This is a genomic window from Acetomicrobium sp., from assembly GCF_059026225.1.
Map to the genome: position 1 here is coordinate 86,295 of NZ_JBWQOQ010000008.1, position 21,836 is coordinate 108,130.

General features: G+C 44.5%; 22 protein-coding genes. 17 read left to right on the forward strand and 5 right to left on the reverse strand.

Going from position 1 to position 21,836, the window contains the following annotated elements; translation table 11 throughout:
• Positions 1-25: 25 nt before the first annotated feature.
• Genes AC5SXE_RS10180 through AC5SXE_RS10200 form a run of 5 tightly spaced genes read left to right on the forward strand, consistent with a single transcriptional unit; the run spans position 26 to position 3,600 of the window.
• A complete protein-coding gene (locus AC5SXE_RS10180) occupies positions 26-904 on the forward strand; it encodes a formylmethanofuran dehydrogenase subunit C (protein ID WP_493917342.1) in 879 nt (292 codons plus the stop codon).
• Positions 891-1,829, forward strand: coding sequence for a methenyltetrahydromethanopterin cyclohydrolase (mch, locus tag AC5SXE_RS10185; RefSeq protein WP_323721776.1), 939 nt, complete (start codon positions 891-893; stop codon positions 1,827-1,829). The genes AC5SXE_RS10180 and mch overlap by 14 nt, the downstream gene beginning before the upstream one ends.
• Positions 1,829-2,701 (forward strand): RimK family alpha-L-glutamate ligase, encoded by an 873-nt coding sequence (locus AC5SXE_RS10190; RefSeq protein WP_493917343.1) that lies wholly within the window; start codon positions 1,829-1,831, stop codon positions 2,699-2,701. Before mch ends, AC5SXE_RS10190 begins: the two co-directional genes overlap by 1 nt.
• Position 2,702: 1 nt before the next feature.
• A complete protein-coding gene (locus AC5SXE_RS10195) occupies positions 2,703-3,053 on the forward strand; it encodes a triphosphoribosyl-dephospho-CoA synthase (protein WP_493917344.1) in 351 nt (116 codons plus the stop codon).
• Positions 3,022-3,600: a triphosphoribosyl-dephospho-CoA synthase gene (locus AC5SXE_RS10200; protein WP_493917397.1), complete on the forward strand. Its 579-nt coding sequence runs from the start codon at positions 3,022-3,024 to the stop codon at positions 3,598-3,600. The genes AC5SXE_RS10195 and AC5SXE_RS10200 overlap by 32 nt, the downstream gene beginning before the upstream one ends.
• Before the next feature lie 155 nt (positions 3,601-3,755).
• Here the strand turns inward: AC5SXE_RS10200 and AC5SXE_RS10205 are convergent, their stop codons facing one another.
• The 3 genes from AC5SXE_RS10205 to AC5SXE_RS10215 are packed head-to-tail and all read right to left on the reverse strand — an operon-like array spanning position 3,756 to position 6,421.
• Complete coding sequence (locus AC5SXE_RS10205) at positions 3,756-4,610, reverse strand: tRNA modification GTPase (RefSeq protein ID WP_493917398.1); 855 nt, start codon at positions 4,608-4,610, stop codon at positions 3,756-3,758.
• On the reverse strand, positions 4,544-5,149 hold the full coding sequence (locus tag AC5SXE_RS10210) for a tRNA modification GTPase (RefSeq protein ID WP_493917345.1): 606 nt from the start codon (positions 5,147-5,149) through the stop codon (positions 4,544-4,546). The genes AC5SXE_RS10205 and AC5SXE_RS10210 overlap by 67 nt, the downstream gene beginning before the upstream one ends.
• A 60-nt stretch (positions 5,150-5,209) precedes the next feature.
• On the reverse strand, positions 5,210-6,421 hold the full coding sequence (locus tag AC5SXE_RS10215) for an aminotransferase-like domain-containing protein (RefSeq protein ID WP_323721772.1): 1,212 nt from the start codon (positions 6,419-6,421) through the stop codon (positions 5,210-5,212).
• A gap of 164 nt (positions 6,422-6,585) precedes the next feature.
• On the opposite strand from AC5SXE_RS10215, the gene AC5SXE_RS10220 reads away from it, so the two are divergent.
• The 6 genes from AC5SXE_RS10220 (at position 6,586) to AC5SXE_RS10245 (ending at position 14,368) form a co-directional block, all read left to right on the forward strand.
• The gene (locus tag AC5SXE_RS10220; protein ID WP_493917346.1) at positions 6,586-7,794 is read left to right on the forward strand and encodes a 2,3-bisphosphoglycerate-independent phosphoglycerate mutase; all 1,209 of its coding nucleotides are present in this window, start codon (positions 6,586-6,588) and stop codon (positions 7,792-7,794) included.
• A gap of 137 nt (positions 7,795-7,931) precedes the next feature.
• Positions 7,932-8,840 (forward strand): RluA family pseudouridine synthase, encoded by a 909-nt coding sequence (locus tag AC5SXE_RS10225; protein WP_493917347.1) that lies wholly within the window; start codon positions 7,932-7,934, stop codon positions 8,838-8,840.
• A gap of 451 nt (positions 8,841-9,291) precedes the next feature.
• Positions 9,292-10,659, forward strand: coding sequence for a hydrogenobyrinic acid a,c-diamide synthase (locus AC5SXE_RS10230; RefSeq protein ID WP_493917348.1), 1,368 nt, complete (start codon positions 9,292-9,294; stop codon positions 10,657-10,659).
• Positions 10,660-10,678: 19 nt separating this feature from the next.
• Positions 10,679-11,908, forward strand: coding sequence for a M20 metallopeptidase family protein (locus AC5SXE_RS10235; protein ID WP_493917349.1), 1,230 nt, complete (start codon positions 10,679-10,681; stop codon positions 11,906-11,908).
• A complete protein-coding gene (locus AC5SXE_RS10240; RefSeq protein WP_493917350.1) occupies positions 11,901-13,376 on the forward strand; it encodes an AMP-binding protein in 1,476 nt (491 codons plus the stop codon). Before AC5SXE_RS10235 ends, AC5SXE_RS10240 begins: the two co-directional genes overlap by 8 nt.
• A 14-nt stretch (positions 13,377-13,390) precedes the next feature.
• On the forward strand, positions 13,391-14,368 hold the full coding sequence (locus tag AC5SXE_RS10245) for a bifunctional heptose 7-phosphate kinase/heptose 1-phosphate adenyltransferase (protein WP_493917351.1): 978 nt from the start codon (positions 13,391-13,393) through the stop codon (positions 14,366-14,368).
• Here AC5SXE_RS10245 and AC5SXE_RS10250 read toward each other — a convergent pair.
• On the reverse strand, positions 14,365-15,204 hold the full coding sequence (locus AC5SXE_RS10250) for an HAD family hydrolase (RefSeq protein WP_493917352.1): 840 nt from the start codon (positions 15,202-15,204) through the stop codon (positions 14,365-14,367). The genes AC5SXE_RS10245 and AC5SXE_RS10250 overlap by 4 nt on opposite strands.
• A gap of 157 nt (positions 15,205-15,361) precedes the next feature.
• Between AC5SXE_RS10250 and AC5SXE_RS10255 the strand changes: the two genes are divergently transcribed.
• Positions 15,362-16,726, forward strand: a complete 1,365-nt coding sequence (locus tag AC5SXE_RS10255; RefSeq protein ID WP_493917353.1) for an aminotransferase-like domain-containing protein — start codon at positions 15,362-15,364, stop codon at positions 16,724-16,726.
• Here AC5SXE_RS10255 and AC5SXE_RS10260 read toward each other — a convergent pair.
• Entirely contained in the window at positions 16,673-16,882 is a 210-nt protein-coding gene (locus AC5SXE_RS10260; RefSeq protein ID WP_310847902.1) for a hypothetical protein, read from the reverse strand. The two genes, AC5SXE_RS10255 and AC5SXE_RS10260, sit on opposite strands and share 54 nt — an antisense overlap.
• Before the next feature lie 183 nt (positions 16,883-17,065).
• Between AC5SXE_RS10260 and AC5SXE_RS10265 the strand changes: the two genes are divergently transcribed.
• The 5 genes from AC5SXE_RS10265 (at position 17,066) to AC5SXE_RS10285 (ending at position 21,826) form a co-directional block, all read left to right on the forward strand.
• On the forward strand, positions 17,066-17,731 hold the full coding sequence (locus AC5SXE_RS10265) for a GntR family transcriptional regulator (protein ID WP_310847900.1): 666 nt from the start codon (positions 17,066-17,068) through the stop codon (positions 17,729-17,731).
• 31 nt (positions 17,732-17,762) lie between these two features.
• Complete coding sequence (locus tag AC5SXE_RS10270; RefSeq protein ID WP_433913036.1) at positions 17,763-18,893, forward strand: DegT/DnrJ/EryC1/StrS family aminotransferase; 1,131 nt, start codon at positions 17,763-17,765, stop codon at positions 18,891-18,893.
• Between the two features lie 134 nt (positions 18,894-19,027).
• Positions 19,028-19,723, forward strand: coding sequence for a zinc metallopeptidase (locus tag AC5SXE_RS10275; protein WP_303884093.1), 696 nt, complete (start codon positions 19,028-19,030; stop codon positions 19,721-19,723).
• 91 nt (positions 19,724-19,814) lie between these two features.
• Positions 19,815-20,513 carry a DUF6391 domain-containing protein gene (locus tag AC5SXE_RS10280; RefSeq protein WP_303884091.1) on the forward strand — a complete coding sequence of 233 codons (699 nt, stop codon included), beginning with the start codon at positions 19,815-19,817 and terminating at the stop codon, positions 20,511-20,513.
• Complete coding sequence (locus AC5SXE_RS10285; protein ID WP_303884089.1) at positions 20,510-21,826, forward strand: RsmB/NOP family class I SAM-dependent RNA methyltransferase; 1,317 nt, start codon at positions 20,510-20,512, stop codon at positions 21,824-21,826. The genes AC5SXE_RS10280 and AC5SXE_RS10285 overlap by 4 nt, the downstream gene beginning before the upstream one ends.
• The last annotated feature ends 10 nt before the right edge of the window (positions 21,827-21,836 follow it).

Genomic DNA, 21,836 nt, shown 5'->3' on the forward strand with positions numbered 1-21,836 from the left:
AATAGGATTGAAAATGGGGGCGAGGATGAAGCAAATGCAAAGTTGTGCCCTTTGCGTTTTGGCGAGAAAATTTTCGGTAGTCAAAATAAAAGGAGTAACCTTGGCTTTAAAAAAATGCGGGGCGATTCCAATTGAAGTTGATGGGGTGTTGCCAGAACTTGTTTTAGGTCGCAAAGCCCATGAAATAAGCTCCATGAAGATAAACGTCGGCAAAGAAAAGGTTGACCTCGGTGATGTCTTCGAGGTGAAATGTGATGGAGATGAAGCTCTGATATTTGAAGGCGATTTGAATCACGTGAAGCGCATAGGTGAGCTAATGTCTTCAGGAATTATCGTTGTTAGAGGTTCCGCCGGCATGCATCTGGGTGAGCGCATGAGCGGGGGTACGATATACGTCGACGGTGATATAGGAGCGCGATGTTGTTGCGAGATGCGCGGCGGCACGGTTGTCGTCAACGGGAATGTGCAGGCCATGCTCGGATCTCCTCTTCCGGGCAATACAAAAGGAATGAGAGGCGGAACAATTGCTGTTTTTGGCTCAGTTGGCGCAAGAACAGGGGAAGGGATGAGAAGGGGCGTTATAGCCGTTTTGGGAGACGCAGGAGATTTTGCGGGTGTTAACATGATAGCCGGTACTATTGTCGTTTTCGGGAATCTTGGCAGTAATGCCGGGGGTGGCATGAAACGGGGCAGCATCATTGCCCTTGAAGGCGTAGAAAAAATACCCCCCACCTTTTTATACGCTTGCACCTATAAACCAACGTACTTACGCCTTTATTTTAATTACCTGAGGAACTTTGGTTTCCCAGTTACCGATGAAATCTACGAAGGATCGTTTCGAAGATATATAGGTGATTTGTCTTCCCTTGGGAAAGGAGAGATGTTGATCCTTGAAAAGTCTTAATGAAGGCGCTTTTAAATGCGTAGAAGAAATGATCAGCAAAGCTCGGGAGCTAGAGATCTCTGTTGTTAAGATGGGCAATGGGGCCACACTGATCGATGCCGGGGTTAATTCAGTCGGTTCTTACGAGGCCGGGCGTCTTTTCGCGGAAGCCTGTATGGGTGGATTGGGCAGCATCACTTTTGATCATGATCCTGAATTATTAATCCCCAGCGTTATAGTAAAAGTTTCAAGCCCGGCTATCGCTTGTCTAGGATCCCAGTATGCGGGATGGGCTCTCAAAAGTGAAGGTTATTTTGCTCTAGGATCAGGCCCAGCAAGATCGCTTTATAGGGGCGAAGCGTTATATAAAAAGCTCGGTCATGACGAGGCGTCCTCTGTGGCGGTCCTAGCCCTTGAGTCTTCGTCTTACCCTCCTGAATCTCTTTTAGATTACGTTGCAAGCAGATGTAGTGTTGATCCCCAAAGATTATATGTTTTGGTGGCGCCTACCCATTCATTGGTAGGATCTATACAGGTCGTTTCAAGGGTTGTTGAGACCGGGATTCATAAAATGTTCGAGCTGGGTTACGATGTTTTAAAAGTTCAACATGGATTTGGCGTTTGTCCAATTCCCCCTTTGCCCAATGACCCCATGATAGCAATGGGCAGGACCAATGATGCGGTTTTATATGGAAGCAGGGTTTGGTATACCTTGCGTGACGAAAAATCAGAAATTGATGCCTTTATCGAAAAATTGCCCTCCGATTCATCTCGTGACTACGGATCGCCTTTTTTAGATCTTTTTAGAAAGTATAATTTTGACTTTTATCAAGTTGACCCTCTACTGTTCAGCCCTGCCTGCGTAACTATTAATAATGTGATAAACGGAAATTACCGTAGTGTGGGGAAAAAAAATATCGATCTTTTGAAGCGAGAATGGTTTTGATGAGGGTTGCCATTTTAGGAAGCATGAACGCTTGGCATGTGGAATCTTTAAAGCGAGCATTTGAGGATCGGGGCGTCGTTGTTGACGTCGTTCGTACAAGGGATATAGAGGTTCAGATAAAAGAAGACGAGGTTGTATGTTCAGGAGACATAGATTTGGGCGTTGCGGACATGGTTGTAGTTCGTTCGTTGCCGGGAGGCTCTTTAGAGCAAGTAATATACCGAGTGGACATGCTTCATGTGTTAGAGGAGATAAAGGGAATTAGAGTGATAAATTCTCCCAAGGCATTGGAGAGGACAGTTAATAAAATGTACACGACTGCTTTGTTTTCAAAAGCCGGATTGCTGGTTCCCGAGACTCATGTTGCAGAGCGTTATGACGACGCGATGAAGGCCTTCGAGGTTTTGGGGGGAGATGTAGTGGTTAAACCGCTTTTTGGTTCTGAGGGCCGAGGCATGACAAGGGTGACCGATTCGGAAACAGCGCATAGGGTATTCATGGCTTTGAACCAATGTAGGTACGTTTATTATCTGCAAAAATTTATACCTCACAGCGGCATGGATATCAGGGCCTTTGTCATAAAGGGCCATGTTGTCGCAGCTATGGAAAGACACGCATCTGATTGGAGATGTAACGTTGCTTTGGGTGCCCAAGTTAAGCCGTTAATTCCAGACCAGAATATAATCGATTTAAGCGTTAAAGCTGCCAATGCAGTGGGGGCCATCTACGCCGGTGTTGATATATTACCCGCTAAGGATGGTCAGCTTTATCTTTTGGAGGTAAATGGCATTCCGGGGTGGAGGGGTTTACAGCAGGCTACATGCCTTAATATAGCTTCTATTATTGTGGATTTTTTGCTAGGTGATATGTAACATGAAATATTCTGTTGATGAAATAACTTGGGCTGCGCAGTTGGCGAGTATTGTTGAAGTATGCTCGGAAAAACCGGGTAACGTGCATATAAACCAATCTTTTGGGGATGCAAATCCCTTCGATTTTTTTGCGGGAGCAGTGTCGATAGGGCCGGTCTTTCAACGTGTCAAGGATCTTTCCGTGGGAGATATTGTTTTAAAGGGCGTAGAAAGCAGATCGAAACTTTCCTCTACGAATGTCAACTTGGGCATCTTATTGCTTTTGGCACCCTTAGCTAAGGCGTCGGTCAAATGCGAAAGCGGATCCGGGACTCCGTGCGATCAAAGATTCGTTAAAAGATGTCCTCGATGAACTATCAGAAGACGATGCCGTCGCGGTTTTCAGGGCCATAAGATTGTCTAATGCTGGGGGGATTGGTCATGTAGATCGATATGATGTTAGAGAAGATCCTCAGGGGATCACATTGCTCGATGCCATGTATTTGGCGCAAGAACGTGATTCAATCGCAAAGGAATACGTGACAAACTTTGCGATCACATTTGAAGTTTCGTTGCCTTCACTCAAAGATACATTAGGCAGAGGGACTACTCTGCGTGATGCTATTTTGCATACATATTTAGTAATTTTGGCAGAAATACCAGATACCTTGATAGCGCGCAAGTTGGGTTTCGGTGAGGCATTTGAGGTTTCCAAAAAAGCCTTTGAGGCAATAAAGAGGGGTAGCATCTTTACCCTATCAGGTCGCGAGGCTATTAAAGATCTCGATTGCTACCTTCGCGATGAAAAACATGCAAGAAATCCCGGCACTACCGCTGATTTGACTGTCTCTGGCTTGTTTTTGTTTTTCCTTGATTCCATCCGTTGTGGAACAGTTTCATCGTATCTCGGGCGTTGGTGAGCTTCATTGCTGCTAGCAGTCCAGCCTTACCATAAATTGTTTACCACCATATTCCCTCAAGCTGTTTTCATCGGCACTTTCGCGGCGTTTAGCTAGTTGGGTAAATTTAACCATCGAGCTCGTATCACCAGATACTGCGTTTGGGTGGTGTCTATTTATTTCCCAACGCAAAATTGACTAAAAATCGCATGGATGAGGTCTTCGTCAAAGTTTCGCCCAAGCAATCTATCGAGATAGTATCTAGCTTCGTATAAATTAGAGGCCACTAGTTCCTCAGGTTCGCCCATATTGAGAGACGCAATTGCATTGTCCACGCAGGACAGAACGTTTTTCAGCATTTCTATTTGTCTTGCAGTTGCATTAAACCCTTCATTTATGGCTGAATGCTTGATTAATTTATTTACTATGCGTTCTTTCAGCTTTTCTATAGCAAGCTTATCGAATGCTGAGAGCACCGTTATCTCGCTGTCCGGTGCGATCGCCCTTAAATCGTCAGGAGAGACGATCTGAGGAATATCGGCTTTATTGATTGCTATTATGTGGGGATGGGTTTTTAATTCCTCTGCCAAGTTAATATCATCTTGAGTAAGCGCTTCACTACCATCGATGATCCATAATCTTAAGTCAGCTTCTCTAAAGGCCTTTTGGGCCATGCTGACTCCTATCGTCTCCACGACGTCATTAGTGGCCCTTAAGCCTGCCGTATCCATAAAAATTATCGGTATCCCTTTATAAACTATCATCCCCTCGATGACATCTCTCGTCGTTCCTGGTATGGGCGTTACTATAGCTCGTGCTTCTTCGAGTAAGGCATTAAATATGGACGATTTCCCCACATTTGGTCGTCCCACGATGGCGACTTTGATTCCGTCCCTCAAAACTTTACCGACCTTGCAGCGAGATATTAATCTTCTGAGATTTGTTGAGATTTGATTTAGCCTTTTTAATACCTCATCAGGATGGTAAAAAAGGTATATCCTCTTCGGGAAAGTCCAAATTCGCCTCGAGATTGGCCGATAGAGTTAAGTAATAAATCGTATATCTCAGCAATCTTAATTGACAGTTCGCCGCGAAGGGTTCTCGCGGCGGCACGAAGTGCTTCGTCACTTTTGGCCCTGATTATGCCTAACACTGCCTCAGCTTGAGTTAAATCTATCCTGCCGTTTAGAAAAGCCCTTTGAGTGAATTCCCCGGGTTCGGCAAGGCGGGCCCCCTGGTCGATCAAGAGCTCCAGGCATTTTGACGCCACAAGAAGTCCTCCGTGGCAATGTATTTCTACCACATCTTCGCCGGTGTAGCTTTTGGGCGCACGAAACCAAACCCCCAGCACTTCGTCTAGGTGGTCACCGTTTTCGTTCACCAAGAAACCGTTCCTCATGTACCTTGGGGGTGTTTCCTTCAGCGGTTTAATTCCTTTAAATACTTTTTCCGCAAAATCTAACGCCTGGGGGCCGGAAAGCCGTACTATCGCTATTCCGGCCTCTCCCCAAGCAGTAGATATGGAAGCAATTGTATCGTTATAGTTCAAAAAATATCTTTCTAACGCCAATCACTACGCCCTTTTCATTTTGGTGTTTTGTATCATTATACCCCGCATTTTGAGGCGCCCTCAAGATTTTAGAAGTTCTTTCATAGCCTCTCCCAAGCGCTTGATTCCTTCGTCCATATCTTCGGGGGATGCGAAGGTGAAGCACATTCGCAAGGAACGTTCTCCGCCATTTTGGTTTGGGTAGAATGGTTCGCCGGGCACGAAGGCAACCTTTTTCTCCAAGGCCTTTTCATATAAATCCGATGTTTTTATTGTTTTCATCTCAAGCCAGTAGAAAAAGCCACCACTTGGTTTTACCCATGAAACTTCATCGAGCGGGAGGTGTTTTTTAAGGCATTCCTCCATATTGTCTCTCTTTTTGTGATAATGACCCACGATATGGGGTAAGTAGTTGTCCAAATGGCCTTTTCTACAATACTCATAAACTAGAGCCTGGGCGACGACGCTCGAACACAGATCCGTGCCTTGCTTAAAAATGGCCATCTTTCTAATAAGTTCCTTGTTGCCCACCGTCCAGGCCACACGTGTCCCAGGCGCCAAAATCTTCGAAAAAGTGCAAGCGTGTACGACCAGGCCTGACTGGTCTAAGGAAAAAAGCGTTGGCAAATCTTCTCCCTCAAAGCGGATGTAAGCATAGGGGTCATCTTCTAAAATGGCGATTCCATATTTGGATGCAATTTCGACTAGTTTCTTTCGCCTTTCTAAAGACATGGTACATCCCAAGGGATTGTGGAAGTTTGGGATCGTGTATATAAACTTGATGCGTTTGCCCTGAGATAGTGCATTTTCTATCTTTTCAGGGAGCTGATCCACCAACATGCCATCAGCATCGCATGGTATGGTCAGGAATTGAGCGCCATGATTGTGCATCGTCAAGGTCGTTCCAACAAAGGTTGGTTCCTCAGTTATCACCAAATCTCCTTCGTCAATTAGGGTCCAGCAGAGCAAATCCACCACTTGCGTAGAACCTGTAGTTATCAGGAGCTCGTCTTGCGAGATCGATCTGCCCATCCTGGGAGCAATCCAAGAGCAAAGGAAATCTTTGAGAGGTGTGTAGCCCTCCGTGGTTCCATATTGAAGCACATCTTTTCCTTGCTCTTTGAGTATGCTGGCAGATTCATAGAACAAATCCACAGGAAATGATTCAGGATCGGGATTACCCCCGGCAAAGGAGATCATGCCTGGTTGCCTGATAACATGCAACATTTCTCTTATCGGAGAAGGCCTTAAACTGCTTACCCTTTCGCTATACAACTTATCCCAAGCGCTCATCCCTTTTCGCCTCCTATTTTTTATCGCTCTTGCCTAAAAAGTCACTAATATTATAGCATGCAATCTAGTGATCGTCCAAAGCGTTCAATCGGGTCCAAGATGGTGTAAAATAACATAAATAATAAAATAATATTAGAAGAATTGCAGGGGGTGTTTACTAGTTGATGAAGCGAATGGACCTATTAAGTGAGCTGGTGGTGGAAAACCAGACGAAAATGGTTTTACTGGTGATAGATGGATTGGGGGGGTTGCCAGGAGAAGATGGTAAAACCGAGCTTGAGGCGGCCTTGACGCCAAATTTCGATAAGTTGGCAACCAAGAGCGAAACAGGCTTATTGCAAATGGTTGATCCTGGCATTACCCCAGGCAGTGGCCCGGGGCATTTGGCTTTGTTTGGTTATGACCCTTTAGACTTTCGCATTGGACGAGGAATACTCGAGGCTTTAGGCGTAGGAGCTCAAGTGGAGTCACAGGATGTATGTGTAAGGGGTAATTTTGCAACTTTAAGCCCTGATGATGTGGTATTAGACAGAAGGGCAGGTCGAATTTCGACAGAAAAAAACAAAGAACTGATATCCTTTCTTTCAGAGAACATTAAGGAAATAAGAGGAGTTCAGGTGAGATTATATCCAGGAGAAGAGCACAGGTTTGTCGTTGTATTTTCTGGGGACGGTTTATCAGAAGAGGTCGAAGATGCCGATCCTCAAAAGAACGGCTTGCCGATGAAGTGGGCGGTTGCTACTTCCTCGAGGGGAAATTTAACGGCCAACATTGTCAATGAATTCATTAAAAGGGTCAGGGATTTATTGGTAAATGAAAAGCAGGCTAACGGTTGTTTATTGAGGGGATTCTCCCAAGCGCCGCACATGCCTTTATTGTCGAAGCTGTATAAAATTAAACCTGTCGCCATTGCAAATTATCCTATGTATAAAGGAATAGCTCGATTGGTGGGCATGGACGTAGTCGATGTAGAGCCAGGTCTTGAAGGGCTTTTTGAGGCGCTTTCCTCAAAATGGGATGAGTACGATTTCTTTTACGTTCACGTAAAGTATACTGATAGTTACGGCGAGGATGGCAATTATGACGCCAAAAAGGAAGTCATTGAAAAGGTCGATTCCTTAATGCCCAAGGTACTGGAGCTTAATCCTGACGTGTTGGTAATTACGAGCGATCACAGCACGCCTTGTCAGCTAAAAAGCCATTCTTGGCACCCAGTGCCTGCGTTGCTTTTTAGTCCCTTTACTCGACCGGGTAGTTGTTCCACCTTTGGCGAGAGAGATTGTGCTACGGGTTCGCTTGGAGTAATGCCCGCCTATCACTTGATGGGCTTGATGCTGGCCCATGGATTGAGGTTATCAAAATATGGGGCATAAAACACGTCTATAACCAGCTGCAAAAGGAAGTTGGCACAGGCTAGACTGCTTCAGATGGGATGTCCCAAAGTTAATCGCGATGTGTGCTAGTTGTGCCAATAATGTTGTGATTGTTGCCGTTATGGAAGGGGAAGACCATGGGAAACATGTGGGTAGTGGATAAAGATTTTGATGGCGTTAGGCTTGATAGGTTTTTAAGAAAAAAATACACACAAGTTCCTTTGAGTGCCATCATGCGTGCTATTAGGACTGGTGAAGTTACCGTAAACGGGAAGAAGGCTTCCCCCTCCTATCGTTTATGTGAGAAAGACCAAATTTCCGTTCCCTTTGAGGACCCAAAGCCAAAAGAACCTTCTATGAAACCGAGCGACAAGTTCCTAGAGGTACTATTTATGGACGAAAACATTTTAGTGGTAAACAAACCTCCCGGCCTTCTAAGCCAACCTGCGTCAGGTGGGGACGATTCAGTAGTAAATAGAGCGATGAGCTTAGCAAATAAAACGGACAAAGATTTTATTCCTACACCAGTGCACCGTCTGGATAGGAATGTGTCAGGGGTTATGTTGCTTGCCTTAAATATACAGTCTCTGCGAGCATTGACGGGATTGTTTAGAGACAGAAAGATTATAAAAAGATATTTGGCCGTGGTGAAAGGTCCTTTGGAAGGCGAAGGAATAGTTGATGTCTCGCTAAATAAAGATAAACATTCTTTTAAAGCAAGGACTAAATACACAAAAGGGAAGAGATCGATTACTCGATATAGAGCTTTACGTGTGAGTAGTGACGCTTCTTTGGTAGAGCTAGAATTGATCACTGGAAGGTTCCATCAATTGAGAGCACATTTATCGCATATCGGGCATCCGATTATAGGAGACGTGAAATATGGTGGCAGAAAAAAGGAAGCACCAAGGCCAATGTTGCACGCTTACGTCCTTGAATTCACGAGTAAAGATCGTTATCTAGGCTATTTGTTTGGAAAAAAATTCACAGCGCCCATGCCGATCGATATGAAAGAAATTGTAAAATTCTTTGAACTTAGTCCTTAACATACCATGGAGGGTATGTTATAATACGATCGACATTGAAGTGAAATGGGTGGAGGTGAACTACATGGAAATGACAGAAAAAAAGTTGAGCATTTCTTTAACAGAAGCAGCACGTAAAAAGTTCTCAGAACTGGGAAACGAGGGGCACATTGTAGTGCAAAGGATCGGAAGAGGCTGAGCGTCATATTATGCGGCCCTCGTCGAGGGCGGGAAGCCACAGAGCATAGAAGATTACGTTCAGATTGCGGATGGGGATGCTGTTTTGTGGGTCCCTAAGGGAATGACCTTTCTGGACGATAGGATCGATATAGATGTTATGCGTTCAATTTGGGGGTCAAGGTTAATCGTTAAATCTGTTGCTTCTTCCGAATCCAAATGTCGCGGTAATTAAATTAAGTGAAATTACTAAGGTTAGGTTCGCTACTTTCGGTGGGTATGGTAAACTTTAAGCATGAGCGAAAACAAAAGCGTTTCCATACCGAGGATAATTTTTGCCGATGAAAGAAGTGAAGCGTTAATTCCGCCGAGCGCAATAATGGCCTCTGCTTTGCAGCGAAGGGGCTACAGGATAAAACCCTTTGTTGTGGGCATCGATGAGTATCTTGTAGCCCTTCTGTACTTGCTACTTGGAGAGCCTGTAACGGTATTAGACCCGTTTTTGGTCAAAAACCCTACGCATTTAGCAGAACTGTTTACAGCGACTTCTTATGAGAATCGTTTAAATGTTTTGTTTGCTTCCCTTGGCGAAGCCAAGGGCGAGGATATCGTTGTTAACTCCGACATTTTGATTGTAGGAGAACAGCTACAATGTCCCATCATTCCCATATTTACTTCAAAGGGCTCATCTGCTTTTACGGTGAGAAGGATCATAAAATTTTCTCGTGATCTGCCCAACCCGATTCATGAACTCGTAGCCGCGATTGCTTTCACGTCTGTTCCTAACCCCAGAGAGTACCAATTGCTTGAGATTTCGATTGGAAGAGATCTTCCCTGGACTACTTTAGGTTATATCCCTAGCTTTATTTTAAAGGAAAAACCCAAATTAATTTCGCTCATTGATCGGTCATCTAGCTCACAATGTTTATTGCCCATCAAAACATCGGCTGCGCGGTTAATTGCAATGGAAAGGCAAGTGGAGTGGGAGGTGATTGTGGCTCATGCTCGAAGCGCTCCCCCTTTTGGTGTTAAAGTTTTGGAACATGGCGTTTATAATCAATCCCGCAGAATTGGAGTAATTCATCATCCAGCGTTAGTATTAGGCGGCGATAACAACGAAAAGTTCTTTGAAGCCCATAGATTTAATGTAATTCCGCTCGATTTTAAGGACAAAATAGCTTATAATGACTTTAATTTTATATATGTACCTCATGGCATAGGCTACATGTTTATGGTTGATTTGATTGATAACGTTTCATTGATGGAAGTACTTGCTGCATCTCGTTTTAAAGGCAAGCTGTTTGTTGAAGGGGGCACGTCTCCAATATTCGGTAAGGTTTTTCACTTGCCAAATGAAAGCACAATAAAAGGTTTGTCCTTTTTCCCCTATGAAGGACATTATAGGGAGTGCTCGAGTACCTGTCACAAAGTCCAAGTTGAAAACATTTATCCTGAGAGTTCTGAAAAAGCATTTAGGGGGTATTGGCCTTCTTGGGTCTTGCTTGAACACAAGGGTTTTGACTGCACTTCAACGTGGATCGCAAAAAAAGTAGGCTCACAAACATCGGTAGAAGATGGATGGCGAGTGGGCAATGCTGTTGCTTCTTCGTTGAAGCTGGAGTTTTGGAGCAATCCTGAAGCAATTGCCGAACTATTGAATTAATAGCCTAGCGAGGATTAAGATGCAAGAGAAAATGAAACAATGGGTAAAGGAAAAGCAAAGCATACAAGATGAAGCTGCCCGAATCTCCAATCAATTGGTTGAATGGAGAAGGGGTTTTCATGTTTTTCCCGAATTAGCATTTGAAGAAAGGGTTACATCTTCGAGGATAATTCAAATTCTACAAGGAATTCCAGGCATAGAGATTACTCAAGGTTTTGGGGATACTACCGCTGTAGTGGGAAAGCTTAAAGGGAAAAATGACACAAATGCGATAATGCTTCGATCTCCTATGGATGCATTACCTCTTCAGGAAGAAACAGATCTTCCATTCGCGTCGTGTATCCCGGGTGTAATGCATGGCTGTGGCCATGATGCCCACATGTCAGTTATGCTTGGTGTGGCGAAGTTGTTATCGAATCGAAGGGACATGCTCGGCAGATCTATCGTCTTTGTCTTTCAGCCGGCCGAGGAGGGTCTTGGTGGGGCCAAACGATTAATCGAGGCCGGGCTCTTGCGGACTTACAATATTAGCTGTGCCTTAGGGTTAAATTTTTGGCCTAAATATGGTTATGGAAAATTATTGTTACGACCCGGGTTCATGACTGCCCTTTCCGATAGATTTCACGTCTCTGTTCAAGGAGTAGGTGGTCATGTAGCGGCGCCTCACCTTGCCGTGGATCCGTGGACGATCGTAGCTCACCTAATTTTTGCCGTTCAGATGCTGGTGTCAAGGGAGATAGATCCCTTGGAAAGTGCCGTTATATCCTTTGGCCAATTAGAAGCCGGCGAGGCTTACAACGTCATCCCTGAGCAAATAGATATGTGGGGTTCCTTGCGAGCTCTTAGCCCCGATGTGCGAGACTTTCTTCAAAGCAGGTTAGAGGAAATCGTTCCACTCCTGGCGCAGACCTTTCGCGGTTTAGGTATAATTAAATATCAACGAAACTATCCACAAGTTTTCAACGATGAAAAACTTGTGGATGTGGTTTTGAACTTAGCCTATGAATACATGGGCAAAGAAAACGTGGAAATTTTACAAAAACCCTTAATGTCAGGTGAAGATTTCGCCTTTTATACCCAGATGATTCCCTCCTGTTTTATGCTCTTTGGAACGGGAGGTAAATATTGGTTACACCATCCTAAGTATGATGTACCCGAAGACTTACTCCCCTCTGCTGCTAGCTGGAAAGCTTATCTTGCTCTTCGTTTGTCTAACATGGATTTTATGGAGGAAGGTTGGATTGAATAGACTTGATAGGGAGATAGAATCGATATGTCGCAGATTTCCTTGGGATCGCGCTATTTGGTTTAACGGCGTGTGGTGGTCTAGAGGTGCTTTTTGGGAGCTAGTAGAAGCCACAACGGAAAAGCTTAAAAATAGTGGATTTGAATCAAAAATGCATTTGGGGTTAGTAATGCCAAATAGTCCCTCCTTTTGGGCTCACGTATTAGCAGCGTGGCGTCTTGGAGGTACTGCTGTCCCTTATAATGTCCGAGAGCCTGCTAATGTTATAACGAGTGCATTGAAGCATGTTCAAGCTTCCTTGGTAATACTTTCCAATGGGCGCGCTGACATGACAAGCAATCTCGAGCTAGCAGGTATTCCTTGGGCAATTGCTCCTTACGATGCTCCATATAAGGCATCCCTTGAAGTTTTAGATGTATACCCTGGAAAGGAAGATACGGCTGTCATCTTTTATACTTCAGGGACTGGAGGCAAGCCTAAGGCTGTTCCCTTAAGTCATGGAAGTTTATATGCCAATACTCTGACTTGCATTGAACAGGTCGAGCCCATAGAAGAAGGCGACATATTGCTCAATGCGTTGCCCGACTCCCACGTGCTGGGGTTTTCCATTTGTGGCTTGTTGCCATTGTTGCTAAATTTATCTCAGTGCATGTTGTCGAGTTTTATGCCCGTTAAAAATGCTTTGGAGGCAATCAGGAGTTCGGAGACAAACGTGCTAGTTGGAGTTCCCATGATGTATCAGTTCTTTGCATCGGCATTATCTCAAGGTGCGAGCTTGCCCAGGCGCATTAAAGCCGCAATTTCGGGTGGAGACAAATTTTCTGTCGCTTTGGATGAAGTCCTCGAAAGATATATTGGAGTCGGAGTTCTGGAAGGTTACGGCTTGACCGAAGCCTCTCCAGTAGTTGCTGTTAACAAGTCTTACTCAACGAGGAAACTTGGTACCGTAGGGCCAGCATTGCCGATTGTAGAGATAAAGGTGTGCAATTTTGATGGTGAAGAATTGCCACGAGGGCAAGAAGGAGTACTTTGGATCCGTGGCGTTTCCGTAGCTCAGGCTTATTTTGGGGATGAGTCTTTGACCAGTACATTTTTTAAAGATGGCTGGTTTAACACCGGGGATGTGGTTTCAATTGACCCAGATGGTTATATAAAGCTGCATTCCCGCGAGAGCGACGTTATCATGGTTGGTGGCTTTAAGGTATTTCCAGAGGAAGTTGAGGAGGTGCTTTTAAAACACCCAGCGGTGAAAGAAGTGGCCGTTGTGGGCATAACACAAAGCATGACGGGGCAGATCGTCAAGGCTTTCATAGTGCCTTATTTCGATAAATTGCCTTCAAGGAGGGATATTTGGTCTCATTGTAGAAAGATGTTATCTTCGCATAAAATACCGAAAGTTATTGAATTCGTGACTGATTTGCCTAAAACAGCATTAGGCAAGGCTAAAAGGTCTGTTTTGCGAGAAGGGTAGAGGTGGCATAACCCGTGAACGCAAAGCAATGTACAGTAGCCATCATTGGAGATGTGATGATCGATCATTACATAATAGGCCGTGCTAGCAGATTGTCGCCTGAAGCCCCGGTGCCGATCGTAGAGGTTGTCAAAGAAGACTACCGGCCTGGGGGGGCTGCAAACGTTGCCGCTAATATTGCTGCTTTGGGATATGACGCTGTACTGGTAACGCCGAGAGGGCAAGATCTTTATTGGCATATACTGGAAGCTCTTTTGAATGAATTAAATGTAACCATATGTCCCCCCCTGGAGTTAAATTTACCCACGATACGAAAGACGCGAATATTAGCACGATCTCAGCAAATAGTTAGAGTAGATTGGGACAACTACATCGATGACAGCTTTTGTGACATTTCAAGAGAACTGTTGAGCGTTTTACCTACGCTAGATATAAATGCGCTCGTTTTATCCGATTACGCAAAAGGCATGGTTAGCGAGAGGGTTGCTCAAAGGTGCATCAAATGGGCTACCGAAAAAGGGATTCCCGTCATCGTCGATCCCAAGCCCCAACATAAAGAGCGTTATCAAGGTGCCACCGTGATGACGCCCAACAAAGCCGAGGCCCAGCTACTTTTAGGACGCGCATTTGATGAAAAATTCACTCCTCGAGAAGGTGCTCGAATACTAAGGGAATCTCTTTCTATGGAGGCGGTAATTATTACGTTAGGAGCCGAGGGCATGACACTTGTTGCCAAGGATGAGGCGAGGGATTTTCCCGCTCGTACAAGAGAAGTTTATGATGTTTCGGGAGCGGGAGATACGGTGGTAGCCTCCATTGCAGTGGCTCGCGGCTTGGGATTACCATGGCACGTCGCCTGTGAATTCGCCACCTTAACTGCCGGGATTGTTGTCCAAAAGATGGGCACAGCTGTTGTGACGCCTGAAGAGGTAAAGACTTCACCCGAATGGGTAAAGTTAAAGCCTTATTTTGATGCCGATACCGATTATTAAACGATAAATCCTAGTTCGCGCAGAGCCATTTTCGTATCCCTGAAATTTGTGTCAAGATTTTCTGCAGGCTTGCCCACGTAGATAAACTTTCCCTTACCAAGTCTTTTTGCAGCTTCCATGTCGCTATGGGTGTCTCCAAAAAATATCGGGTTTTGTGCGCCAACCCGAGTGGATAAAACATTTAAACCCTCAGGTGAAGGTTTAGGCGCGCCATCATCAAGGGTAAATATCCTATCTCTTGGGAGATCATCCCATCCGAGCAATTTCAACCCCAGCAAACACTCGTTCCACGATCTTCCGGTGAAAATGCAAACTGGTAAAGAAAAATTTTTCCAATGTGTATCGATTATGAGCTTTTCTTGCTTCCACATGCCTCTGCACTTGTAGTGTGCAGGAGCTTTTCCATTTATTGAAAGATACTCGTCTTTGCCGAAATAAATCTCTTCGCACAATTGCCTTACAATGGGCCTTGGAATTGCACCAGAGAAATTGGCATATATCCACGATACTGCATCGTCACCATGAAAGTTTTGCAGAATGGTCATCCATTGATCTGGCGTGGGAAAGGCTTCTTTTAAAGATTTAACGCCCTTGGAAGCGGCTATGGATATCAATGCCCATGCTATGTCATAATCATCGTTGAAGGCCGGATGTGTTTTGCTAATGTAAAAGTGATCGTATGAAAATGCAGTGCAGTCGATAATATTACCCAATAAATGGCGCCAACTCCATTGAATGGCAATTCTTATTACCATCGGATAGGAACGAGTAGAATCTATAAGGACACCATCCATATCAAAAATTAGGGCATCATATTTTTGTTCTAATTTATGCATAGGATATCACACTCATTCGTGTTATAAACAATCTTGGAATCGTCATTAATCTATTCTTACTATTATGCCGCGATTGTCAAGGTCTTGGAGCGCAAACTGCTTGAACTTATTTGCTTGCCTTTAGTTAGTCTGATAGTAATTGGGGGTTTGTTTTGACATGTTAGAAATGCCGCTCGATCGTGATTCGAAAGTCCCGCTTTATCAACAAATTGCGTTGCATTTGCGGCGCATGATAGAAATTGGCGCCCTACCCGAGGGCTATAAACTGCCCGGAACCCGGAAGCTAGCGTCCGATTTGGGTGTAAGCAGGACGACCATTAATGCGGCAATGGCCATTTTGGAAAAGGATGGTTATGTCAAGCTGATAGGAAAAAGCGGCTGTTATGTCCATTGCAGAAATGCTAAATCCATTAGGCAGAATTGCTCTCAAGCTGACAGGATAATATGGGATTTATCTTCCGGTCTTCCGGACAAGAGCTTAATGCCCATACAATTTGTATATAAACCCTTGAGGGAGTTCTTTTTAACTGCGGGCGAATACTTGCTATTACCGGCACCTCTCGCTGGATTGCCCGAACTTAGAGAAGCCCTTGTTAAGCATGCCGCTTTACGGGGAATTCCAGCGCGTTCCAGTGAAGTGCTCGTCACTGCAGGAGGCCTGGAGGCGCTTTCTATCTTAATTGCTGTACTTAAAGACAAGGGTGTAAGAAGAATTTTTGTGGAGAAACTTACCTACCCGGCAATACTTGAGTTGGCATCGAGAAATGGCTTGAGGGCATGTCCCATCTGTCTGGAAGATCCTGCATCCTCTTTGGAAAGAGCTTCTATAGGTGATGCCGTTTATTTGATCCCAAGCTTTCACAACCCCACGGGGCGCACTCTTTCTCTTGTAGAAAGAAACTCCATATTAACGCAGGCAAAAAGAAAATCTCTCATAATCATAGAAGACGATACTTACGGAGAACTTAGGTACGGAAAGGAAAGCGTGCCTGCTCTCAAGGCAATGGAAGGAGCAGAAAATGTTGCCTATTTGGGATCTTTTAGCCAGGCGCTTTTCCCGGGATTTAGAATTAGTTATTTGCTTTTGCCAGAAAATCTGATGAGACCTTGTTTGGATGTGAAAAAAGTTTTCTATGGTTCGGTGTCCTCTTTGGTTCAATATTTTGTGCTCGCCTTTATCAATGAAGGCGGACTCTATGAAGCGCTTGAATTTTTGCGAAATCAGATCTCTTTGCGCATGAAGTTATTGTGTGAAGGGCTGAGGAAAACCTTTCCTGAGGCTAGTTTTGAGATGCCTTCGGGAGGTATCTATTTGTGGCTTAATTTGCCTGGCCTCAAAGGTAGCGAGGCGACTCTTAGGGCAAAAGCTGGGGGAATCTCAGTGGTGCCGGGTCGTATCTTTTCTGTCGAGGAGGAAGATTTGGAAGCCGTCAGGCTTTCGGTTAGCTCCTTAAGGTCTTGTGATATTTCAGCTGTCCTTTTCCTTCTTCGTAGGCTGTGGAAGGAAGAACTTTTGCCATAAAATCAAAGCGCTTACGCCTGAAATAATGCCCCCAAGTAAGCCAAAAACAACGAAATCCAATCTTCCAGAACCAAAGAAAAAACTACTGATTCCGGCAACAGCATAAGCAATGAATATCGTCGCTAGTACAGACAAAATTAGTATTACTATATGCACGAACTATTTCCTCCTTCATTAAGACTACACGGTTGTGTACATTTCGATTGTCTGATACAATACATAAGGCCAAAAGCTCAAATTTTATTATACATTAAAGAGCTGGAGGTAAGCGCGTGCTTTTTACTTACTTTACAGCAACGTGTTTTAGTTAAACTTAATGTGATTTAGGAGGAGTTTCAAATGGAAAGAGAAGAAAAGCTTTACACGACTTCGGCAGATTATGTTTATGATGAGTTGCTTCACAGGATATTGACGAGACAGATTAAACCGGGCGAACGCCTTGCAGAGGTAGACGTAGCGGTTAGCCTGGGAGTAAGCAGAACGCCTGTACGGGAAGCGTTGCGTCGATTGGCAAGCCAAGGGTTGCTTGAAATTGCTCCAAACATTGGAGCAAGGTTGGTATCGCCCACTCGAAAGGACGTCGAGGATGCCTTCGCGGTGCGAGGCGCTTTGGAAAGCATAGCCGTGAAGTTGGCTATTGAAAATATCGATGCTACCGATCTTGATGAACTTGAAGACGCTATCAAGCGAGAGGAAAGAGCACTTCAAAGGGAAGACTTCGAGGAGTATCTCGAGGTAAATGAGGACTTTCATAGGATCATTGCGCAATTGAGCGGTAACCGCGTCTTGGAGGATTTTATTAAAAACTGCATAGCACGCGTTAGCATCTACACAGTATTTTGCAAGTCTTCCATAAATGAGGTTGCGCGAATGAGCCTGGTGGAACACAAGAAGATATTTGACTCAATAAAAGAAAAGGATATAGCTCGTGCCGAGAGGGCAATGGAAGAGCATATGATAAATACGCTAAATTCCCTATTGTCATGTGGGGAAAAGACCGTTTAATTTATTTAGGTAGGAAGGGGATAATGTTTTTATGATGCATGTTCCGGCCTTCGACTTAAAAAGAAATTATGAATCAGTAAAAAGCGAGATAAAAGAGGCTCTTGATAGGGTGTTAGATTCGCAGAAATTTATACTGGGTGATGAAGTCGAAAAGTTTGAAAATGAGATCGCTTCTTATTTAAAGGTTGCATATGCTATCGGTTGCGGTTCTGGAACGGATGCTCTCCTACTTTCGCTTTTAGCTTTGGATGTCAGAGACGGAGATGAAGTCATCACCACACCATACACCTTTTTTGCCACGGCCAGTTCTATCGTAAGGTTAAGGGCAAGGCCTGTTTTTGTTGATATCGACCCTTTAACTTATAATATCGATATTAATAAGATCGAAGAACGCATTACATCGCGCACGAAAGCCGTGATCGTCGTCCATCTGTTCGGCCAAATGGCTCCCATCGAGAAACTTGAGCCCCTTTTGAGTGATAAGGGTGTTCATTTAATAGAAGATTGTGCACAATCTTTCGGTTCATGGCGCAAGGCGAATGGTGAAATAAAACGTAGCGGTACTATAGGCACTTTTGGGTGTTTTTCTTTCTATCCTACGAAGAATCTGGGTGGATATGGAGATGGAGGCCTTATGACCACCGATATTGATGCGCTGGCAAAGCGAATCAGAAAGTTAAGGTCGCATGGTTCTTTGAATGATTACATACACGAAGAATTAGGCATGAATAGTCGGTTGGACGCCATTCAGGCTGCGATACTGCGGTGCAAGTTGCGCCACGTAGATGAGTGGAACAAAAAACGGAGGATCATCGCAGAACGTTACCACTTGCTCTTTGAGACTCACGAGATAACAGAATTCGTGAAATATCCTCGCGAAATGGAGGGAGGTTATCACGTATTTAACCAGTACGTGATCCGTTGCAAGAAACGGGATGCATTGATAGAGCATCTTAATGAGCGTGGAGTGGGAACGAGAATATACTATCCCTTACCTTTGCACTTACAGCCGGCATTTGATTCGCTCGGTTATAAAAAGGGTGATTTCCCAGAAGCTGAGAAGTTAAGCCAAGACTGCTTGGCTTTGCCGATGTACCCTGAATTGATTCCTGAAGAACAAGAATACGTGGTGGAGACCATGGCGAGGTTTTATAGACAATGAACCATACTGCCTTGTGTAGAGATGGTCTAGAGGAATTGAATACAAGAATGTATACAATTGAACGAGGCTAACTTAATGTGTGATCTTGACATATAATATAACTTGAGAGCGTATAGGTGGGGAGGTGAAAATCAGTGTATTTTCCGATGTTTTTTGACCCGACTTTTGTGATTTTGATTCCTGCACTACTTTTGGCTGTATGGGCCCAAATCAAAGTGCAGGGAACGTTCAATCAATTTTCAAGGGTATACTCGCGAAAAGGAGTAAGGGCTTATGAAGCCGCTCGTGTTTTATTAGATCGCTTTGGATTGTCTAACGTTCCGATAGAGAGAATTTCCGGTTCGCTTACGGATCATTACGATCCGAGAACCAAGGCCCTACGTCTATCTGAAAGCGTATACGCGAGTCCCAGCATTGCAGCTATTGGCATAGCAGCTCATGAGGTGGGCCATGCCATACAGGATGCTCATGCTTACAAACCATTGAAAATGCGTAACGCCATCGTTCCTGTGGCTAACTTAGGAACGGGACTGGCTTTCCCTCTTTTTTTCATCGGTCTACTCTTCAGAGCACCTGTTTTAATGGATGTAGGAATTTTGTTTTTCGTTGCCGTAATCATCTTTCATCTTGTGACTTTACCTGTTGAATTTGATGCAAGTGCTAGAGCGTTACGTAATCTAACAAATGCAGGTTTACTGGCTCAAGATGAGATCGGAGGCGCGAAGGCTGTCTTAAATGCAGCAGCATTAACTTATGTGGCCGCAACAGTGATGGCAGTAGCCCAGCTTTTCCGTTTGTTAATCTTTAGGAACATGGCAAATAGGAAATGACGATATTTTTAACCTTTTCTTAAATGAAATTGTGATAATATAGGGGGTGGTAAGCCCACCCCCTATATTATCCAGCGTGGAGGATCTAGCGATGCCTGTTATCATATTTTTTTTGCTCTTGTTGCTCTTTGCACCTTGGGCCTTAGGGCTATTTTTGGTTTTTTTACTCATATTTTTGTTTGTTTTTATTCCCCTTGGATTCGCTGCTCAATCATTTATGTGGTTAATTCTAGGCCCAGGGCAACTTTTACGGGTTTTATTCAACAAAAAGGTAAGACGTAATCACGCTTTAGAGCATGCCACCGTCAACGTGATTGAGGAACGTTATGGGCCGTCAAATATAGCTGGAATGGCCTATGAAGATGGGTTCACACTGAAAGGAACATTAGATCCTTATCTAGCATTAGCGGCTGCTCGTGAAGGGCTATACAGGATGAGCCGCGGGGAAAGGAAATTGGCCGTTCACCCAAGGTGCGGGACGACAATAGTTGTTACAAATACTTTAGCTGCAATTGTATTTGTGGGTCTCTTGATAATTACCAAACATTTAAGCCTAGTCTCTATTTTGCTTGCCATACTGTGTGCCCACGTTTTCGGAGCCTTTTTCAGCAAGATTGTGCAGTATTACGTTACGACGAGCCAGGATGTAAGGGGCATGACTATAGAGGGGGTCGAAATTAGATCGAAACCTGTTAGTTTTCTGGGAATGAAATTTATGATGCCGGCAGAGCTGTTCATATTAACCAGGCAGCCCGAGGAGGGGCTTAATATTGAGGTGATAAACCCGTGAGGGGCGTTGAAGCTGCGATAGCCATATGGGGCGAAACGCGGCGTGGCATCTTTCTTTCGCAAGCTTTAAGACGTTTTGGCGAAGATTTAGTCGAAGGAGAACGACAGTTGGCTTCCACTCTGGTGTATAGCGGTATGCGTCGTTACAGCCTCTGGGTGGACATAGTTAAATCTTTCCTACACAGGCCCCTTGAGTCCCTCGTTCCTATAACCAAGGACATTTTGATATTGGGTTGTGCGGGTTTGCTCGAGATTAAGCACTTCTTTCCGCAGGCGCTGGTCAATGCTTTCGTGGAAGTTGCGAAGAAAAAAAGGCCTACAGATGCGGCGCTCGTCAACGCTGTACTTAGAAGGATCGCATCCGAAGGCAAGCTTAGAATTGAGAAGCTAAAAGATAGCCCAAACTTGTTCGATCAAGCCTTGCTATGGGGTTTGCCACATTGGATAGCACGTCGGTGGGCTGAAAGTTGGGGGATGGAATTAACCAAAAAGCTTCTCATTGCCCAGATCATCAAGCCCTACCTGTCTTTTAGGTTGTCGCCAAAGGCATCTATCGATGAAATGAGTTCTCAACTCTCGAAAAGAGGTATAAAAAACTGGAAATCCCCGTACTTTTCTTATGTGCTAAGAAGCCTTTCTTTTGGGCATCCGCCTTCAATCATCGGGTATAGTGAAGGCTCATGGACCCCTCAGACAGAGTCTTCCATCTTTGTTTCCGAAAAGGTTGTTTCCTTATCTGCGGGAAAGAGAAGAGTATTGGACATGTGCGCAGGTCGTGGCATAAAAACCGGCCATATCCTGGAGAAAACACAAAATACGATAATAGAAGCGTGGGATATTTCAAAAAAGAAAGTATATACAGGGCAGAGGGAACTTGAAAGATTGGGCGTGCTCGAGCGTTCTGTATGGAAAGCCGGAAATTCCCTCGAATTAGTTCCAGATGAAGCGCCAGATGTGGTATTGTTGGATGCACCCTGTTCCGGGAGTGGTACATGGAGCAGACATCCTGAGGGCAAGTGGAAGCTTTCGGCAAGCAAGTTGAGGTCGTATTCTCGCCTTCAAAGGGATTTACTTAGACGTGCTGTAGATCTTGTTGCAGCAGAAGGAATTGTGGTTTACAGTACATGTAGCATGTTTAGAGAAGAAAACGAAGCAACCGTGGGAAAAGTGTTGTGTTCTACGCCTGACATCATTGAAATCGAGATCGATGGAGGAGATTTTCCATTACAGAGAGGAAGGCCATTTGGCTATTATACATGGCCAAGCAGTCCCTGGGTGGATGGATTCTTCTTATGTGTTTTGATGAAACGCTGAGGGGGGAAAG

Excerpts from the sequence above, each read along its gene's own strand:
- AC5SXE_RS10180 (WP_493917342.1), top strand. The coding sequence starts at position 26 with ATGAAGCAAATGCAAAGTTGTGCCCTTTGCGTTTTGGCGAGAAAATTT.
- AC5SXE_RS10190 (WP_493917343.1), top strand. The coding sequence starts at position 1,829 with ATGAGGGTTGCCATTTTAGGAAGCATGAACGCTTGGCATGTGGAATCT.
- AC5SXE_RS10195 (WP_493917344.1), top strand. The coding sequence starts at position 2,703 with ATGAAATATTCTGTTGATGAAATAACTTGGGCTGCGCAGTTGGCGAGT.
- AC5SXE_RS10215 (WP_323721772.1), bottom strand. The coding sequence starts at position 6,421 with ATGAGCGCTTGGGATAAGTTGTATAGCGAAAGGGTAAGCAGTTTAAGG.
- AC5SXE_RS10220 (WP_493917346.1), top strand. The coding sequence starts at position 6,586 with ATGAAGCGAATGGACCTATTAAGTGAGCTGGTGGTGGAAAACCAGACG.
- AC5SXE_RS10225 (WP_493917347.1), top strand. The coding sequence starts at position 7,932 with ATGGGAAACATGTGGGTAGTGGATAAAGATTTTGATGGCGTTAGGCTT.
- AC5SXE_RS10230 (WP_493917348.1), top strand. The coding sequence starts at position 9,292 with ATGAGCGAAAACAAAAGCGTTTCCATACCGAGGATAATTTTTGCCGAT.
- AC5SXE_RS10235 (WP_493917349.1), top strand. The coding sequence starts at position 10,679 with ATGCAAGAGAAAATGAAACAATGGGTAAAGGAAAAGCAAAGCATACAA.
- AC5SXE_RS10250 (WP_493917352.1), bottom strand. The coding sequence starts at position 15,204 with ATGCATAAATTAGAACAAAAATATGATGCCCTAATTTTTGATATGGAT.
- AC5SXE_RS10255 (WP_493917353.1), top strand. The coding sequence starts at position 15,362 with ATGTTAGAAATGCCGCTCGATCGTGATTCGAAAGTCCCGCTTTATCAA.
- AC5SXE_RS10265 (WP_310847900.1), top strand. The coding sequence starts at position 17,066 with ATGGAAAGAGAAGAAAAGCTTTACACGACTTCGGCAGATTATGTTTAT.
- AC5SXE_RS10270 (WP_433913036.1), top strand. The coding sequence starts at position 17,763 with ATGATGCATGTTCCGGCCTTCGACTTAAAAAGAAATTATGAATCAGTA.
- AC5SXE_RS10280 (WP_303884091.1), top strand. The coding sequence starts at position 19,815 with ATGCCTGTTATCATATTTTTTTTGCTCTTGTTGCTCTTTGCACCTTGG.